This window comes from Nannocystis sp. RBIL2 (assembly GCF_026626745.1).
GTDB lineage: Bacteria > Myxococcota_A > Polyangia > Nannocystales > Nannocystaceae > Nannocystis.
This window is the reverse complement of the sequence record NZ_JAPNJW010000002.1, coordinates 2,237,199-2,252,981: the sequence shown is the minus strand read 5'-3', so window position 1 is coordinate 2,252,981 and position 15,783 is coordinate 2,237,199. Positions and strand designations below refer to the sequence as shown.

General features: G+C 72.6%; 12 protein-coding genes. 9 read left to right on the top strand and 3 right to left on the bottom strand.

Annotated elements, in window-relative coordinates; translation table 11 throughout:
- Nucleotides 1-22: 22 nt before the first annotated feature.
- The 5 genes from OV090_RS34030 to OV090_RS34010 all read left to right on the top strand — a co-directional run bounded on the left by OV090_RS34030 (nt 23) and on the right by OV090_RS34010 (nt 7,504).
- Entirely contained in the window at nt 23-883 is an 861-nt protein-coding gene (locus OV090_RS34030) for an NAD(P)-dependent oxidoreductase (protein ID WP_267708850.1), read from the top strand.
- Nucleotides 884-903: 20 nt separating this feature from the next.
- On the top strand, nt 904-1,488 hold the full coding sequence (locus OV090_RS34025; RefSeq protein WP_267708849.1) for a hypothetical protein: 585 nt from the start codon (nt 904-906) through the stop codon (nt 1,486-1,488).
- A gap of 250 nt (nt 1,489-1,738) precedes the next feature.
- The gene (locus OV090_RS34020; RefSeq protein ID WP_267708848.1) at nt 1,739-2,242 is read left to right on the top strand and encodes a VOC family protein; all 504 of its coding nucleotides are present in this window, start codon (nt 1,739-1,741) and stop codon (nt 2,240-2,242) included.
- 126 nt (nt 2,243-2,368) lie between these two features.
- Nucleotides 2,369-4,354, top strand: coding sequence for a HEAT repeat domain-containing protein (locus tag OV090_RS34015; protein ID WP_267708847.1), 1,986 nt, complete (start codon nt 2,369-2,371; stop codon nt 4,352-4,354).
- 291 nt (nt 4,355-4,645) lie between these two features.
- Nucleotides 4,646-7,504: an esterase gene (locus OV090_RS34010; RefSeq protein ID WP_267708846.1), complete on the top strand. Its 2,859-nt coding sequence runs from the start codon at nt 4,646-4,648 to the stop codon at nt 7,502-7,504.
- Nucleotides 7,505-7,526: 22 nt separating this feature from the next.
- On the opposite strand, the gene OV090_RS34005 is transcribed toward OV090_RS34010, so the two are convergent.
- Both OV090_RS34005 and OV090_RS34000 read right to left on the bottom strand, forming a co-directional pair.
- Nucleotides 7,527-8,138, bottom strand: a complete 612-nt coding sequence (locus OV090_RS34005) for an RNA polymerase sigma factor (protein ID WP_267708845.1) — start codon at nt 8,136-8,138, stop codon at nt 7,527-7,529.
- Nucleotides 8,135-9,934 carry a serine/threonine-protein kinase gene (locus OV090_RS34000; RefSeq protein WP_267708844.1) on the bottom strand — a complete coding sequence of 600 codons (1,800 nt, stop codon included), beginning with the start codon at nt 9,932-9,934 and terminating at the stop codon, nt 8,135-8,137. Before OV090_RS34000 ends, OV090_RS34005 begins: the two co-directional genes overlap by 4 nt.
- 132 nt (nt 9,935-10,066) lie before the next feature.
- Between OV090_RS34000 and OV090_RS33995 the strand changes: the two genes are divergently transcribed.
- Nucleotides 10,067-10,882, top strand: coding sequence for a hypothetical protein (locus tag OV090_RS33995; protein ID WP_267708843.1), 816 nt, complete (start codon nt 10,067-10,069; stop codon nt 10,880-10,882).
- 249 nt (nt 10,883-11,131) lie between these two features.
- Entirely contained in the window at nt 11,132-13,042 is a 1,911-nt protein-coding gene (locus OV090_RS33990; RefSeq protein ID WP_267708842.1) for a TIGR02996 domain-containing protein, read from the top strand.
- On the opposite strand, the gene OV090_RS33985 is transcribed toward OV090_RS33990, so the two are convergent.
- Nucleotides 13,032-13,934: a hypothetical protein gene (locus tag OV090_RS33985; protein WP_267708841.1), complete on the bottom strand. Its 903-nt coding sequence runs from the start codon at nt 13,932-13,934 to the stop codon at nt 13,032-13,034. The genes OV090_RS33990 and OV090_RS33985 overlap by 11 nt on opposite strands.
- Before the next feature lie 148 nt (nt 13,935-14,082).
- Here OV090_RS33985 and OV090_RS33980 point away from each other — a divergent pair, with 148 nt between their 5' ends.
- Nucleotides 14,083-15,054: a hypothetical protein gene (locus OV090_RS33980; RefSeq protein ID WP_267708840.1), complete on the top strand. Its 972-nt coding sequence runs from the start codon at nt 14,083-14,085 to the stop codon at nt 15,052-15,054.
- The gene (locus tag OV090_RS33975; RefSeq protein ID WP_267708839.1) at nt 15,054-15,467 is read left to right on the top strand and encodes a hypothetical protein; all 414 of its coding nucleotides are present in this window, start codon (nt 15,054-15,056) and stop codon (nt 15,465-15,467) included. The genes OV090_RS33980 and OV090_RS33975 overlap by 1 nt, the downstream gene beginning before the upstream one ends.
- Nucleotides 15,468-15,783 lie beyond the last annotated feature (316 nt).

Genomic DNA, 15,783 nt, shown 5'->3' with positions numbered 1-15,783 from the left:
TGCGCGGGTGTAAAACCCCGCCATGATCGCGTTCCTCGGCACCGGACTCCTCGGCGCAGGCTTCGTGCGCGCGCTCCTGCGGCGCGGCGAGACCGTCCACGTGTGGAATCGTTCGCCCGCGAAGGCCGAGGCGCTGACGGCCGACGGGGCGCGGGCGTTCGCCGATCCGGCCGAGGCGGTGCGCGGGGCGGAGCGGGTCCACCTCGTCCTGTCCGACGACGCGGCGGTCGACGAGGTGCTCGAGCGGGTGCGGCCGACGCTCGCGCCGGAGGGGACGATCGTCGATCACACGACGACGTCGCCGACCGGCACGCGCGCTCGCGTGGCGCGGTGGGACGAACGCGGGCTGCGCTTCGTGCACGCGCCGGTGTTCATGGGCCCGCAGAACACGCTCGACGCGACCGGGGTGATGCTCGTCAGCGGCGAGCGTGCGCGCGTCGCCGCGGTGACGCCTCACCTCCAGCGCATGACCGGCAAGCTGGTCGACCTCGGCGAGCGCCCCGACCAGGCGGCGTGCATGAAGCTGCTCGGCAACCTGTTCCTCATGTTCCTCACCAGCGGCGTGGCCGAGGTGTTCAACCTGGCCCGCGCGCTGGACGTCGATCCGCGCCAGGCGGCCGAGCTGTTCGCCTTCTTCAACCCCGGCGCGTCGGTCGGGGCCCGGGCCGAGCGCATGCTCGCCGGTGACTTCGAGCGAGCGTCGTGGGAGCTGGCGATGGCCCGCAAGGACGCGCGCTTGATGCTCGACGAGGCGAGCCACGCCGAGCGGACTCTGGCGGTGCTGCCGGCGATCGCGGCGCTGATGGACGCGTACCTCGCTCGCGGGCACGGCTCCGACGACTGGACCGTGATCGCCCGCGACGCAGTGACGTCGTCGCGCTAGTCCGCTAGGCTGAGAAGTCCATGGACCCGGTCGCCTATCCCGTCCGCACCCCGAGCGCGTACTGGCTGGTGGTCGGCGTGCTGTTCGCGCTCGCTATCATGGTGGGCTATCTGTGCGGGCTCGTGCTGGCCCGGGGCCTCTACTCGTGGACGATCTTCGGCCTCGGCGGCCTGATCGTCGCGGCGCCGGTGGTCTATCTCCTGGCCACGCCGGAGTACCGCGCGCGCGGCGAGCTCCGCGTCGGCACTGCACACGTCGAGGTGCCCGACGGGCGCGGCGCGCCGGTCCGCTTCACGAGCGCCGGGCTGCAGCTCAAGGTCGACCGCGTGATCGTCCGCTACAGGTTCACGGTGCTGCCGGTGGCAGAAGTGTCGCGCGGCATGGTGATCGAGCTGCGCGAGGGGACCAGGCGGCGACGGATCTCGACGCTCGTCCTCGTCGATCCGCGGCAGGGCGAGGCGCTGGTCGCCGACCTCGAGCGCGTGCGGCGAGGCGAGCCGCCGGAGGGTCCGCGCGCGCCGGACGAGCCGCCTCCGCGGCGACCCGAGCGCCCGCGCGACGAGCACGAGGCGCAGCTCGAGCGCGAGCTCGCGGCGATGGACTGACGCGGCGCGATCGTGTGACGCGAGAGGGCTGCAGGCTCCGCTGGCACGCGAGGCTTGGTGCGTCTCCGGGCGCGGCGCGGGATTGCGCATTGTGCGCTTGGCGGGCTCTGCCGGCGAATCGGCCGCGGAAAATTTTTTCGGGTCCGTGTCGAAAGCGGCGCCGCAGAAACGACTCATGTCGTGAGCACGGCCGAGGTGCCGCCCAGGCAGGGCCGGGGTTCATCCCACGCCACATCACGAAGGAATCACCATGGCAGCCACGATCAAGCAGCGGATCTCCACCTTCCTCTGGTTCGACCATCAGGCCGAGGAGGCGGCGAACTACTACACCTCGATCTTCCCCCGCTCGAGCATCGGCAAGATCACGCGCTACAGCCAGGACAGCAGCATCCCCGGCATGCCGAAGCCGGGCTCGGTCATGACGGTGGGCTTCACCCTCGACGGCGTCGAGTTCGGCGCGCTCAACGGCGGCCCGCAGTTCAAGTTCACCGAGGCCATCTCGCTGGTGGTGCACTGCGAGACGCAGGCCGAGGTCGACCATTACTGGGAGCGCCTCGGCGAGGGCGGCGACCCGCGGGCGCAGCAGTGCGGCTGGCTCAAGGACAAGTTCGGCGTGTCGTGGCAGATCGTGCCCGACGCGTTGTTCGAGGTGCTCGAGGATCCTGATCCCGTCCGCGCGCAGCGGGCCACCGCGGCGATGATGCAGATGAAGAAGATCGACATCGCCGCGCTGCGCAAGGCGGCGGCCGGCTGAGGCGCGCCGGTCCGCGACCGGCCGGCAGGTTCCGCCGGGCCTCCGGCGGAACTCGCCGCAGAGGCGCCCCGGCGGGCGAAAAAGCCAGTGATCTCGCTGGCACGTCGGTTGCTCATGAGGTCGGTGATGCCGCTTCATGACGAGAGACCCACCCGGCGCCTGGCGCTGCGTCGTCTGACCACCCTCGCGCTCGTCGCCGGCGCAGTGTGGGCCGTGCAGGGCGCGAGGCGAAGCTTCGCGCCGACGGTCGACGCAGTCGTCGCCGACCGCCTCGCGCCGGTCCGCGCCGGCCTGTTCGGCCGCTCCGCCGGCGAGGTCGAGGCGCCCTGTCGCTTCGCCGCGGGCACGCGCATGGCCTACGACGTGGTCGGCGAGACCCGCGTCGAGATCGACTTCGCTCGCGTCACCGACGGCATCGACGCCGGCGCGCACGCCCAGGTCGAGGCCTCGCCGCCCGAGGCGCATCACGTCGAGCGGCGCTGGCACCTCGACCTGCTCGCGCTCCACGGCGAGGACGACGGCGCGAGCGTGTTGGCGGCGCGGATCACCGACCGCGGCGCGCGGGTGATCGGCGGCGAGGCGCCGGAGACCGCCGCGTCACCTGCCCTTTCGGACATCTTCCTGATCCGCGTCGACGCCCGCTGTGCGATCCGCGAGTTCGGCTGGCGTACCGCCGGCGACCTCGACGCCGCGCGCGAGCAGCAGCTGCTGGCGGCCGGGCTCGGCTTCTGGGCCCCGGCGGACCCGACCCGGGCCGCCAGCTACGTCGGCGCCGGCTTCGACGCCACCGGGCGCTACGCGGCCAAGTACCACTACGAGGACGGCCGGCTCACCGGCGAGGCGGTGTCGTTCACGCTCGGCCAGAGCGTGGCGCGCGGGCCCGCCGTCGGCGTCGAGATCGTCGGCTCGTCCATCGCGGTCGAGCTCGCCGACGCGGCGTGGTTCGAGTCGCTGAGCGCCGAGCGCGAGCTGTCGTTCACCCTCGCCGGTCGCAGCTTCGGCACCCACTTCCGCGCGACCCGGGCGCAGCGGGCCGCGCTGGCCGCGTTCGCGCCCGAGGTCGCGCTGGCCGACGGCGGCTGGAGCTGGGGCGTGCTGGCCGGGCGCCCGCGCGACGCGAGCAAGGACTTCGACGACGCGCTGCGCGACCTGCCCCTGCGAGATGCGCTCGCCCGCTATCGCGAGCTCGTCGCCGGCGGCAAGCTCGGCGAGTACGGCGGCCTTCTGCGCGACTGGCTGCGGGCCAACCCGGAGCGCACCGGCGACGTGCTCGCGCTGCTGCGCGACGGCGAATTCGCCGGCGAGCAGGTCGCCCGCGCCGGCCTGTTCTGGGCCCTCGGCTCGGCCAACACTGCCGAGGCCAAGGCCGCGCTGGTCGGCGTGCTGCATCGGTGGCCCGACCCGGCCCACCAGATCGCCGCCGCCCAGGCGCTGGCGATGGTCGAGCGGCCGACCGCCGAGATGATCGAGGTCGTGGCCCGCAGCGCTGGGCGCGATGACCTGCACGCGGTCGAGCGCGGCGCGATGGCCCTGGCGCTCGGCGCGATCGCCCAGCGCAGCGAGGCCCACAGCCCCGAGATCGCTGCCCAGGCCCGGGCCGAGATCCGCGGCTGGCTGCAGCGCGGCGGCGACGACGAGCCGCTCGGCCACGCGCTGCTGGCCGCCGGCAACGCCGGGCACGAGGCGCTGGCCGCCGACATCCGCCCGTACCTCGATCACGACAGCCCGACGATCCGCCGCCACGCCACCCACGCCATGCGTCACCTGTCCCCGGAGACAGCCTATCCGCGGCTCGAGGAGCGGCTCGGCGACGGCGACCGGGTCGTTCGCACCAGCGCGCTCGAGACCGCCGCGACGATCGTCCGGCGGACCGACCGGGAGCCGACCGATGCGATGATCGAACTCGCCGGGTCCCGCCTGGCCGGCGCGCACGTGGCCGAGGAGCGGGCGGCCGTGTCGCTGCTCGGCGAGGCAGCTCGTCGCGGCGACGCCCGGGCCGACGCGCTGCTGCGTGAGCACCTGCAGGCGCAGCTCGCCGACCCCGAGCGCGACCCGCAGCGGCTGGCGACGCTGGCCCGCAGCACGCCGGCGCGCTGGCAGGCCGGACGCTGACCGCGAGCGCCGGAGCGGCTGATCTCCGCCTGGCCCGGGCGCCACCTGCAGCGCCGCGGCACGTCGGCGTCGTCAGCCCGGACGCCGACCGCGAGGCCCGTCCTCACGTCCTTCGCGGAGGACCGATTTCCCGCATTGGTAAACCGCATGCCCGCGCTTCTCGCGGCTGCAAACCCACGATTCACGGCCGGCCGCGAGGGCCGGCGCAGTCGACATCCAGCGTGTCCCTCCCGCCCGCGCGAGCGCGCGGCCCCTGCATCGTCCTCTCATACCCCCAAAGCGAGTGATCCCATGTCGAAGCCAATCCTCCCCCGTACCCTCGGCGTCTTCACCCTCCCTCTGCTGCTGAGCACCGGTTGCGACGACCTCGGTCCGGCCGCGGCGGCCGAGGCCCGCAACGAGCACATGACGCTCACATCGCTGAAGCTCTCCAGCGACGGCGGCAACTATCTCCTGCATCCGATGCGCGTGGCGGTCGCCGGCGAGCTGACCGGCGCCGCGTTCGACACCGAGCTGGTGGTCGGCCTGTGGGCCGAGGACGGCAGCGTCGGTTGCACTCTCGGGGCCATGCCGGTGACGCACGCCGGCGAGGGCGCGGCGAGCTACGCCCACGAGGCCGTGTTCGTGGTCCCGGCGACCTGCCACGAATTGGCCGGCCGCGATGACCTGGCGCTGTTCGTCGCCTTCGATCCGTGGAACCGGATCGGCGACCGCGAGATCGACGTGGAAGAGGTCGGCGGCTACCGGAGCGAGTACGAGATGGTCGCCGGCGCCGCGCTCGGCGAGCGCGCGTGCGACGATTGCACGGCCCGCCACGCGCTGCTGGACAGCCCCGGCATGGACGCGCAGCTGCGCGAGCTCAACCTGTCGTCGGTGGTGGTGATGCTGCCGGTCGACCCCGAGGGCCACGCGCTGGAGCCCGCCGCCGACCGGCCCGACCTCAACGTCAGCGCGCTGTCGCGGGTCGTGGGCTTGCCGGCGGGCAAGGGGCTGGAGCGCGGCCGCGTGCAGATCGGCAGCCGGATCCGCCCGCGCGGGTCGAGCGAGCCGGGGCGGGCGCTGATCCAGCGCAAGGGCGGCGAGTCGGGCGAGCGCGCCCCGGTCAAGGTCCCCGGCTACGGCGACGTGACCACCGGACTCGCCCTCTACCTCGACGACGCGACCCGCCAGGCGATCGCCGCCGGCGAGTGGGCGGGCGTGCAGGAGTTCGAGCTCGTGACCTGTCTGGCGACCGACTTCGCCCAGGCGGTCTACCGCGGCGAGACCGAGCCGCGCGCCGACGACTGCGGGACGCTGCCGATCACCGTGGTGCGCCAGGTCGTCGACCCCGAGGGCCCGCCGGTGCAGGCGCGCACGGCCGGCAAGGTGCGCAGCGCCGAGACGTGGGGCGACAGCTGGGGCGCGAACAGCAGCTACGGGTTCGGCTACTCGGGCGTCAGCTTCATGACCTGGCTCGACGTCAACGGCTCGGACGGCCCGACCACGACCTACAAGGGCATCGACGTCCACAGCGCGGGCAGCTGGTTCGAGGCGGGCGTCGACGCGCACGCGACGGTCTTCAACAACAACGTCAATTTGATCGACATCTACGCGACCTTCATCGGCTACGACTTCGGCGGCGGCGGGGTGGCGATGGGCGCCTCGGTGTTCTTGACCGACTTCATCCCCGAGTTCGAGATCCAGCTGGCCGACGGGGTGCCGGTGTCGCTGCAGGAGATGTTCGACGCCGCCGGCCTCGACATCGACCCGACGCTGACGCAGAGCGTGACGCTGGTCGGCGTCAACTTCGACGACGGCTGCGGCTCGGTCAGCGCCGGCCTGTGGATCGACGCGACGATCGGCATCGACACCGAGGAGACCACGATCACCGCCGGCACCACCGAGGAGGGCGTCGAGGTCTCGGGCACGGTCACGCCGTTCTTCAACCTGGCGGCCAAGGCCGGGACTTCGGTCCACTACAGCGAGTACCTCAGCGGCGGCATCACTGCGACGCTCGACCTGCTCGACCTCCACGTGCCGTTCACAGTCTCGGTCGAGTACGTCGACTTCGCCCCGCTCGACGCCGTCAAGCTGGTGTTCAGCGAGTACGCCGAGGCGGTCCTGACCACCCTCTCGGGCGACATCTCGTTCGACATCAAGTACAAGATCCCGTGGCCGATCTGCTGGGCCAACTGCACCAAGAGCCACTCGCACACGATCGCCTCGTGGGACGGCCTCAGCACCAGCATCGAGTTCTTCGACCTGTCGCAGACCGTGCGCGCCGGCACCCAGCAGGCGAGCGCGTACTGGTGTACGCACACCGGGGCGAAGCTGCACTCGGGCGACTTCGACGGCGACGGCGCGGCCGACTACCTGTGCCACGACACCGCGGACGGCCGGCTGTGGATCGACTACGACGGCAGCTTTGGCGGCACCGACTGGTCGCGCTCCGCGAGCTGGTGCATCGGCGGCAAGCTGCTGATCGGCGACTTCAACGGCGACGGCCGCGACGACCTGATGTGCCACAACTACGCCAACAAGGTGATCGACTACGCCGACAGCAACGCGCAGTTCATGGGCGCCGACTGGTCGTACACCCTCTCCTGGTGCGTCCACGGCGGGGCGGAGATCGAGGCCGGCGACTACGACAAGGACGGCCGCGACGACCTCCACTGCCACGACAGCACCGGCAAGAAGTGGCTCGACTACGCCGACACGAACGGCCGCTTCGGCGGCACCGACTGGGTCGGCTTCGTGATGCCGAACGGCTTCTGCGGCCAGTACGACGGCGACACGATCGCGCTCAAGACTCACCACGGCCGCTACGTCCGCGCCGGCGGCCCCAACGACAGCTACGTCGTCGATCAGTCGGCCAACCTCAGCAACTGGGAGCGGTTCGTGGTCGACTGCGACGGCGAGGAGGTCGCGTTCAAGACCTGGCACAGCCGCTACGTGCAGGCCAACGACGAGGCCAGCTCGTGGATCGCCAAGCAGCAGACGTTCATCGGCCCGTGGGAGACGTTCACGCCGGTCGAGCAGGAGGACGGCACCTGGGCCTTCCTGACGCATCACAACCGCTACCTGCAGGCCAACGACGCGAACACGAGCTGGCAGGTCCGGCAGCAGACGTACGTCGGCCCTTGGGAGAAGTTCACCGTCGTCCCGCAGTGAGCGCCGCCCCGTGTCCGGCGAATCACAGCTCGGCCCGCAGGGAGCGGGCCCAACCTTCGAGGTCCTCGAGGGTGCTCTCGAGCAACGCCGGCGCGGCGCGGAGCCGTCGCAGCTGGACGGCGAGCAGCTCCTTCGCCCGGCGCAGGCGGGTGCGCACGGTGCCTTCCGGCTCCCCGAGCACCGCGCCGATCGCCCCGGCGGTCATCTCCTCCCAGAACGACAGCTCGAGCACGACCTGGAACTGGAGCGGCAGCCGCCGCAGCCCCGCGAGCAGGAGCCGGTGCTCGGCGCGGCGCGCCAGCGCGGTGCTCGGCCCCGGGCCGAGGTCGTGCACGCTGACCTGCTCGACGTCGATCGGCCGCCGCGCCCGCTCGGCGTACAGCTTCTGCAGCTTGTGATAGGCGATCCCGAGCAGATAGCCGCGCAGGCTGCCCTCGCCGCGGAAGCGCGCGGGCGCCTCGAGGCAGGCCACGAAGGTCGTCTGGACCAGGTCGTCGACCTCGTCCTCGGACCACACCTTGGCGCGGACGAACCGCGCGACCGCCCGGAAGTGGCGGTCGAACAGCGCGGCGCCGGCCCTGCGATCGCCGGCCTGCCAGGCCACCAGCAGCTCGCCGTCGACGCGGTCGCTCACAGGGCCGCCTTTGCGCACGCCTCCGCGTAGCCCAAAGAACATGCTCGATCGCGCATGGCCTTCGGGCCAGCAGGGTCGAGCGCCGCCGCCTGGTCGCACAGCCAGGCGTAGCCGTGCGCACAGCCGGCCTCGGCGAGCTCCCGTCGCCGCGCCTTCGACTCCGCGGTCCCGGCGATCCCGGCCTCGAGGTCCATGTACTCGCCGACGATCAGCGCGTGCTTGCAGCAGTCGGGCTCGCCGGCGAGGCAGGCCCGGGCCTGCGCCTCGGTGCTCAGGGCGTCGCAGCGCGCGATCGGTTCGCAGCCGTCCGGGCCGCCGTTGCGGGTGCCCTCGGGGCACGGCGCGGCCGTCGCGATCGCGGCGCAGTAGCGTCGCTCGAGGCAGGCGAGCGCGTGGACCTGACCGGCGTCGAGCGGGGCCTCGCGGGTCGCCGCGGCCAGCTTGCACGCCGCGGTCTCGCCGCTGCGCAGCAGCAGCTCGATCGCCTCGATCTTGGCCGCGAGGTAGGGCGCGCTGTCGGTCGGGTGCGCCTTCATCCGCGCGCGGGCGGCCGCGAGGGCGGCCTTCGGCTCGCCCGTGAACGGCAGCCGCGGGAGGCACAGCGCCGGGGCGGCGGCCCACAGCCGCTCGACGAGCGTCGGCCCGTCGGGTGAGTTGGCCGTGTCCTCCGGCGCGGGTCCGGTCGTCGTGGCGGCGAGCTTCGCGGCGACGGCGGCGGCGACGAGCACCCCCGCGATCGCCCACGGGGCGGTGCGTGGCCGCAGGAGACGCTCGAGCGCGGCGATCAGGGCGGCCATGTCGGGGAAGCGGCCTGCGGGGTCGCGCTGCAGGCCGCGCGCGAGCACTGCGCGCAGCGGCGCGGGCACCCAGCGCGGCGCGGGGCGAGCCTCGCGCGTGAGGACCGAGCTGCGCAGGCTCGCCAGGTCGGCGCCCGCGAACGGCCGCGCGCCGCAGACCGCCTCGTACAGCGCGACACACAGGGCGAACTGATCGGCGCGGGCGTCGACCGGCGCTCCGGCGAGTTGTTCGGGGGCCATGTACGCGGGGGTGCCGGCGAGCTCGCCGGTCCGGGTGCACAGCGGCGACTCGATGTCGTCCGTGATCGCGAGATCGACGGCGGCGCCCTGCGTGCTGGCGATGCCAAAGTCGGCGACGCGGACCCGGCCATCGCGGCCGACGAGCACGTTGTCGGGCTTGAAGTCGCGGTGGACGAGACCTGCGGCGTGGGCGGCCCCGAGCCCGCGCGCGGCCTCGATGAAGCGCTCCAGCACGGGGCGCAGGTCGGGGCCGCCGCGTTCGACGGCGGTGAGCCGCGGCAGCGCGCGGTGCCACGCCGGAGGCGGGCGCACGGGGTGGCGCGCGAGCCAGTCGGTCAGGGTCTCGCCGTCGACGTACTCCATGGCGACGAAGAGCTGGCCGTCGTGCTCGCCGATCTCGTGGATCGAGACGACGTTGGGGTGGGCGAGCCGCGCCAGCGCCCGCGCTTCGCGGCGGATCCGTTCGCTCGCGCCCAGCAGGCCGGCGTGCATCAGCTTGATCGCCACCGGGCGCTCGAGCGCCGGATCGTACGCGCGGTAGACGATGCCCATCCCGCCGCTGCCGAGCCGGCGGTCGAGCCGGTAATGGCCGACGTGCGGCGGCGGCGAGACGTCGAGGTCGCCGAACAGCCGCGCCTTGACCCGCCGCTGCAGCAGCCGATCGGCGAGCTCGGTGTTCGTGTCGGCGGGGAGCATCTCGAGGGGCGAGGGGACGATACCGGGGCTCGCACTGCTGCGTCCGTCGAGGCGGCCGAACAATTGGATTATTTTCGCGCCTGATGCTTCGGCGCCCGGGCGGGCCCAAAAAAATCCAATTGATCCGGCGACCTCGCCGGACCTCCCGGGTGCGAGCCGTCGGGCGAGGCGCCCGGCGATCGCTGGAGGATCACCATGATGTCCCTGCTTGCCCCTGTTCTGAGGATGCTGTCGTCGCGCCGGCCCACGCGCGGCGCTTCCGAGACCACTAGGCCGCCGCGGAGGCTGCGGCCGTGGGTGGTCGCGGCGGCGACGGTCGCGGCGATGCCCACCCTGGCCCGAGGCGAGGCATCGCCCGCTCCCGCCTCCGCTGTCGCCGCGGTGCAGACGCGATGCGAACCGCTGCCCCCGTTCCTGGACGGCAAGGACGCGTTGACCGCGGCCGCGCGCGCGCTGGTGGCTCGCGGCAAGACGTTCCGGATCGGCAGCCCCGAGCACACCGACATCAAGATCGAGGTGATGACCCTGTTCGCCCGCGCCGGCGACCTCGAGATGTGCAAGCTGCTGCGGAAGACGCAGAAGACCCCGGCGCTGTCGCAACTGCAGTCACGCGCGATCGCCTGCGTGCAGCAGCAGTTCTGCCAGCCGATGCCGCTGCCGAGCGGCTGCCCGGCGGGGCTGCGCAACGAAGGTCCCGAGGGATGTTCGCCGATCCGCAGCTGCACGGCCGCAGGCAGCGACGCGCAGGCGACCGCGTGCGAGGCCGGCGAGGCGAGCTGCTGCGCGCCGGCGCTGCTGATGCTGGAGATCGCCGACGCACAGGCTGGCATGCCCACGCCCGAGTCGCTCGCGGCCCGGCGGACGCTGGCGAGGATCGGCTGCGACGCCGGCCACGCGGAGCTGTGCCTGGAGGCGAGCGCGCTGGGCGTGGGGGCGGAAGTCGCTCAGCGCGAGCGGGCATGCGCGCTGGGACACGTCGAATCGTGCCGGTCGCTCGCGCCGAAGCCATAGGAGTCGCGGCTGCCTCGCGCGCGAGCTTCGATCTCATCGCCCGGCACGAAGTGGTTCACGTCAGGTCCGACTGCTTCTCCGGCCAGCACGACGCGACGGCCTCGGGGTCCGTCCATGGCCTTCACAGTCGTTCCGCAGCGAGCACGCCTCGAGCCTCGGAGCGCCCCGGAGGTTCGAGGCGCGCGGGTTCGGTCGCGCATGCTTTCGAGCTTGACGGGTCGCGTCGGCTCGCGCCTAGACTCGGCGACGTTGACACGGCTCTCCGACGATCAAGTGGCTGCCATCCGCGCTCGCCCCGAAGACGATGGCCCGCGGCTGGCGCTCGCGCAGCAGCTGCAGCAGCGCGGTGACCCGCGCGGGGAGTTCATCGAGCTGCAGTGCGCCGCGGCCCGCAGCGAAGACGAGGGCGCCCGCGACGAGCTCGCCGCGCGGGCCGACGCGCTGTTCGCCGCCCACGAGGACGAGTGGCACGACGAGCTCGGCTTGCGGGTCGGCGAGGCGACCTGGGTGCGCGGCTTCGTCGATACCGTGTCGCTCGTCCCGGGTCGGGTCGAGGCGATCGGCGAGCGGCTCGCTCGCGGCGCGCCGGTCCGCGCGCTGCACCTGCGCGGGCTCGGCGACGACGACGACGCGTTCGAGGCGTTGCTGCGCGACCCGTTGCTCGCGGTGGTCACGGCGCTCGACCTGTGCTCCGACCACAACGACATCGGTCCCGATGGCGCGTACGCCCTGGCCGAGGCGACCCACCTGACGCAGCTCCGCGAGCTGCGGCTGCGCGAGAACTCGATCTGCGAGGAGGGCGGGCTCGCTCTGGCCGGGGCGACGCACCTCGCCGGGCTGACGAAGCTCGACCTGCGAAGTTGCCAGGTCGGCACCGAGGGCGTGCGGGCGCTGGCAGCGGCGACGCACCTGGCCAATTTGCGCGAGCTGTGGCTCGGCTGCACGTTCTTCGACAGCGGCCGCGAACCCTGCGGCGACGAGGGGGCGTTCGCGCTGGCCGCGGCGAGCCACCTGAATCGCCTCGTCACCCTCGACCTGCAGTGGAACGACATCAATCTGCCGGGTGGGCGCGCGCTGGCAGCGGCGCCGCAGTTCGCCGGCCTGCGCGAGCTGTGGCTCGGCGCCAGCTTCCTCGGCCCCCTCGGCGCCAAGGCGGTGGCGATCGGCATGCCGAACCTGACGTTGCTCGATCTGTACGACAACGAGATCGGGCCGAAAGGCGTGTGGTCGATCGTCAACCGGCTGAAGCACCTGCAGATCCTCGACCTGAGCCACAACGGCATCGGCATCGAGGGCGTGGAGATCATCGCCGACGGCGAGTCCCTCGCCGGCCTGCGCGAGCTCCGGCTGCCCTACAACAAGCTGGGCGACGAGGGGGCGACGGTGCTGTCGACCGCCCGCCACCTGACCCGGCTCGAGCTCCTCGACCTCCGCGACAACGGCATCGGTCAGGAGGGCATCGAGGCGCTGCTCGCGGAGGAGTGGCTGTCCCGGCTCGAGCACCTGATCCTCGACGACAATTTGCTGTTCGATGAAGCAGCGGAGGCGCTGGCCAGGGCGACGCACATCACCCGGCTGAAGCAGCTGTGCCTCACGCACTGCGGTCTCGGGCCGGCGGGAGCGCGGGCGCTCGCCTCGGCGCCACACCTCGCCTGCTTGCGGGAGCTCTTCCTCCATCGGAACGCGCTGCAGGACGAGGGAATCGCGGCGCTCGCGTCGGGGCCCTGGACCCGGCTTCGCAAGCTCGTCCTCGCCGGCACCGAGATCGGTGACGAGGGGGCGCGTACTCTGGCCGGCGCGGCGCTGCTCGCCGGGCTCACCGGGCTCGATCTCAGCAGCAACCAGATCGGCGACGATGGCCTGCGCGCGCTCGCGGCGGCGCACATGAATGCCCTGAGCGAGCTATGGTTCGACGGCAGGAACCCCATCACCGCGGCCGGGGTCGCTGCGCTCGCGGCGGCGCCCCACCTCCGCCGCCTGCTTCGCCTGCACCTGGACAATCGGGAGCTCCAGCCGGCGGATCTTTGCTCGCTGGTCGGTGCTCCGTGGCTTCACTCGCTTCACTACCTCCGCGTCGGAGCGATGTTCGCCCTCGACGAGCGATACGAGCCGACTGTGAGCGACTTGCGGGCGGTCGCGCCGGATCTGGTCATCGCATGATCCGCTGCCCGTACCCGCGAGCGCCACGATACTTGGACGGCATCCGCGCTCGCGCGGCGACATGCGATCCGACCGCGCGTGGTGGGCCGCGGCGAATTGCGGCGGCTCCTGCCTGACTTCGGCGATGTCGATGCGACTCTCCGAAGATGAATTGATGGCGCTTCGGGTCCCGAGCGAGGACGACGGGCCGCGACTGGCTCTGGCCCGGCGACTGCGCGAGCGCGGCGACCCGCGCGGCGAGTTCATCGAGCTGCAGTGTGCCGCGGTCCGCGGCGACGACGACGAGCTCACGGTGCGGGCCGACGCGCTGCTCGCCGCTCACGAGGACGAGTGGTGCGACGAGCTGGGCTTGCGCATCGGCGAGGCGACCTGGGCGCGCGGGTTCGTCGACGCCGTATCGCTCGCGCCGGGTCGAGTGGCGGCGGTCGGTGAGCGGCTCGTCCGCGGCGCGCCGGTCCGGGCGCTGCACCTGCGCGGGCTCGGGAAGGACGCCCAGGCGCTCGCGTCGGTGCTGCGCGAGCCGCTGCTCGCCGTGGTCACGGCGCTCGACCTGTGCGCCGACAAGAACGACGTCGGCCCCGCCGGCGCGCGCGCGCTGGCCGAGGCGAGCCACCTGACGCACCTCCGCGAGCTGAGCCTGCGGGACAACGAGATCTTCGAGGAAGGCGGGCACGCTCTGGCCGGAGCGACCCAGTTCGCCGGGCTGACGAAGCTCGATCTGCGCAGCTGCCAGGTCGGCACCGAGGGGGTGCGCGCGCTGGCTGCGGCGACGCACCTCGCCGGTCTGCGCGAGCTGTGGCTCGGCGGCTCGTTCTTCGACCGCAGCAGCAACCCCTGCCGCGACGAAGGTGTGTTCGCGCTGGCGGCGGCGAGCCACTTGAATCGCCTCCACGTGCTGGACCTGCAGTGGAACGAGGTCAGGCTGGCGGGCGCGCGCCCTGGCAGCGGCGCCGCAGTTCGCGGGTCTGCGCGAGCTGTGGCTCGGCGCCAGCCACCTCGGGCCGCGCGGCGCGGAGGCGGTGGCGAGCGGCCTGCCGAACTTGACCTTGCTCGATCTGTACGACAACCAGATCGGGCCCGAGGGTGTTCGCGCGATCGTCGAGGGGCTGCAGCACCTGCGGACGCTCGACCTCAGCCACAACGCCATCGGTATCGACGGCGCAAACGAGATCCGTCTCGCCGAGTCTCTCGCCGGTCTGCGCGAGCTCCGGCTCGCTTACAACGACCTGAAGGACGACGGGGTCGAGGAGCTGTCCCTGTCGGAACACCTGACGCAGCTCGCCATTCTCGACCTGCGCGACAACGGCATCGAATGGTGGGGCGCGGAGAGCCTGCTCGAGGAGCCATGGCTCGCCCGGCTCGAGCACCTGCTGCTCGACAACAACCCGCTGGGCGACGACGCCGCGGAGGCGCTGGCGAAGGCGACGCACGTGACCCGGCTGAAGAAGCTGAGCCTCCGGCACACGGGCTTCGGGCCGGAGGGAGCGATGCACCTCGCGACCGCGCCGCACCTCGCCGGCCTGCGCGAGCTGCTTCTCGATTGGAACGCGATCGGGGACGACGGTGTCGCCGCGCTCGTGTCGGCTCCGTGGCCCCGGCTGCAGAAGCTCGTCCTCGCTTCCGCGGGGATCGGCGACGAGGGGGTGCGTCACCTGGCCGGCGCGCCGCTGCTCGCCGGGCTCGCCGGGCTCGATCTCAGCGGCAACAAGCTCGGCGACGCGGCCCTGTGCGCGCTCGCTGCGGGGCGCCTCGACTGCTTGCGGGAGCTGTGGTGCAACTACAACAAGCTCAGCGCCGCTGGCGTGGCCGCGCTCGCAGCAGCGCCGCGCCTCCGCCGGCTGGCGCGCCTGCACCTGACCTGCCCGGAGATCGAGTTCGAGCTCGGCCCGCTGGTCCACGCGCCGTGGCTTGGCTCGCTCCAGCAGCTCCGTTGCGGAGCGTGGAGCACGCCCGAGGAGGCCCCGGCGCTGCGCGAATTGCAGGCGGTCGCGCCAGATCTGCAGATCCTCTGATGTACGGGTCCGCCGCTGCGGGGATCGGCGACGAGGGGGCGTGCGTGCTGGCCGCCCATCCGCTGCTCGCCGGTCTCACCGGGCTCGATCTCGGCGACGACAAGATCGGCGACGTGGGATTGCGCGCGCTGGCGGAAGCGCGCCTGGGGGCGCCGAGAGAGTCGTGGCTCCGCGGTAACCCCATTGATGCCCTCGGTATCGCGCCGCTCGCGGGGGCGCCGCACCTCCGCCGGCTCGAGCGGCTGCACCTGAGCGGTGGGGCGCTCCCGTCCGAAGCGATTGGCCCGCTCGTTCGTGCGCCCTGGTCGAGTTCGCTGCGGCGGCTCGTCCTCGGCCCGGGCGGCGCGCACGAGCGGATGGAGCCGGCGCCGCGCGAATTGAGCGCGGTCGCGCCGGAGCTGCAGATCGACTGATTCGCCGGACATTCGACCGCTGCGGCTCGAGTGCCACGAATCGGGAGGTCGCGGTGAATGGGCCATCGTAAGGCCGGGTGGGTGCGACGGCGATAGGTCTCGGCCTGGCGATCCGGTCCGCGTTCCACCGGCCGCGGTTCCGCGGTTCGGAGGCGAACGATGGGCGAAAGGCGACCCTGCCGGCCGGGTCGGGGCCGCGGGACGTTGACTGCGCGCGGCGCATCTCGGAAGATTCCGCGTTCTGCATGACCCAACGAGGCGAGTCGAGCGCGCGGACGATCTGCCACGATTCGCCGATTCGCTAAACCTTGGAGAG

Bases quoted from the DNA above. Each gene is read 5' to 3' on its own strand.
- OV090_RS34030 (WP_267708850.1), top strand. From the start codon at position 23: ATGATCGCGTTCCTCGGCACCGGACTCCTCGGCGCAGGCTTCGTGCGC.
- OV090_RS34025 (WP_267708849.1), top strand. From the start codon at position 904: ATGGACCCGGTCGCCTATCCCGTCCGCACCCCGAGCGCGTACTGGCTG.
- OV090_RS34020 (WP_267708848.1), top strand. From the start codon at position 1,739: ATGGCAGCCACGATCAAGCAGCGGATCTCCACCTTCCTCTGGTTCGAC.
- OV090_RS34015 (WP_267708847.1), top strand. From the start codon at position 2,369: ATGCCGCTTCATGACGAGAGACCCACCCGGCGCCTGGCGCTGCGTCGT.
- OV090_RS34010 (WP_267708846.1), top strand. From the start codon at position 4,646: ATGTCGAAGCCAATCCTCCCCCGTACCCTCGGCGTCTTCACCCTCCCT.
- OV090_RS33995 (WP_267708843.1), top strand. From the start codon at position 10,067: ATGATGTCCCTGCTTGCCCCTGTTCTGAGGATGCTGTCGTCGCGCCGG.
- OV090_RS33975 (WP_267708839.1), top strand. From the start codon at position 15,054: ATGTACGGGTCCGCCGCTGCGGGGATCGGCGACGAGGGGGCGTGCGTG.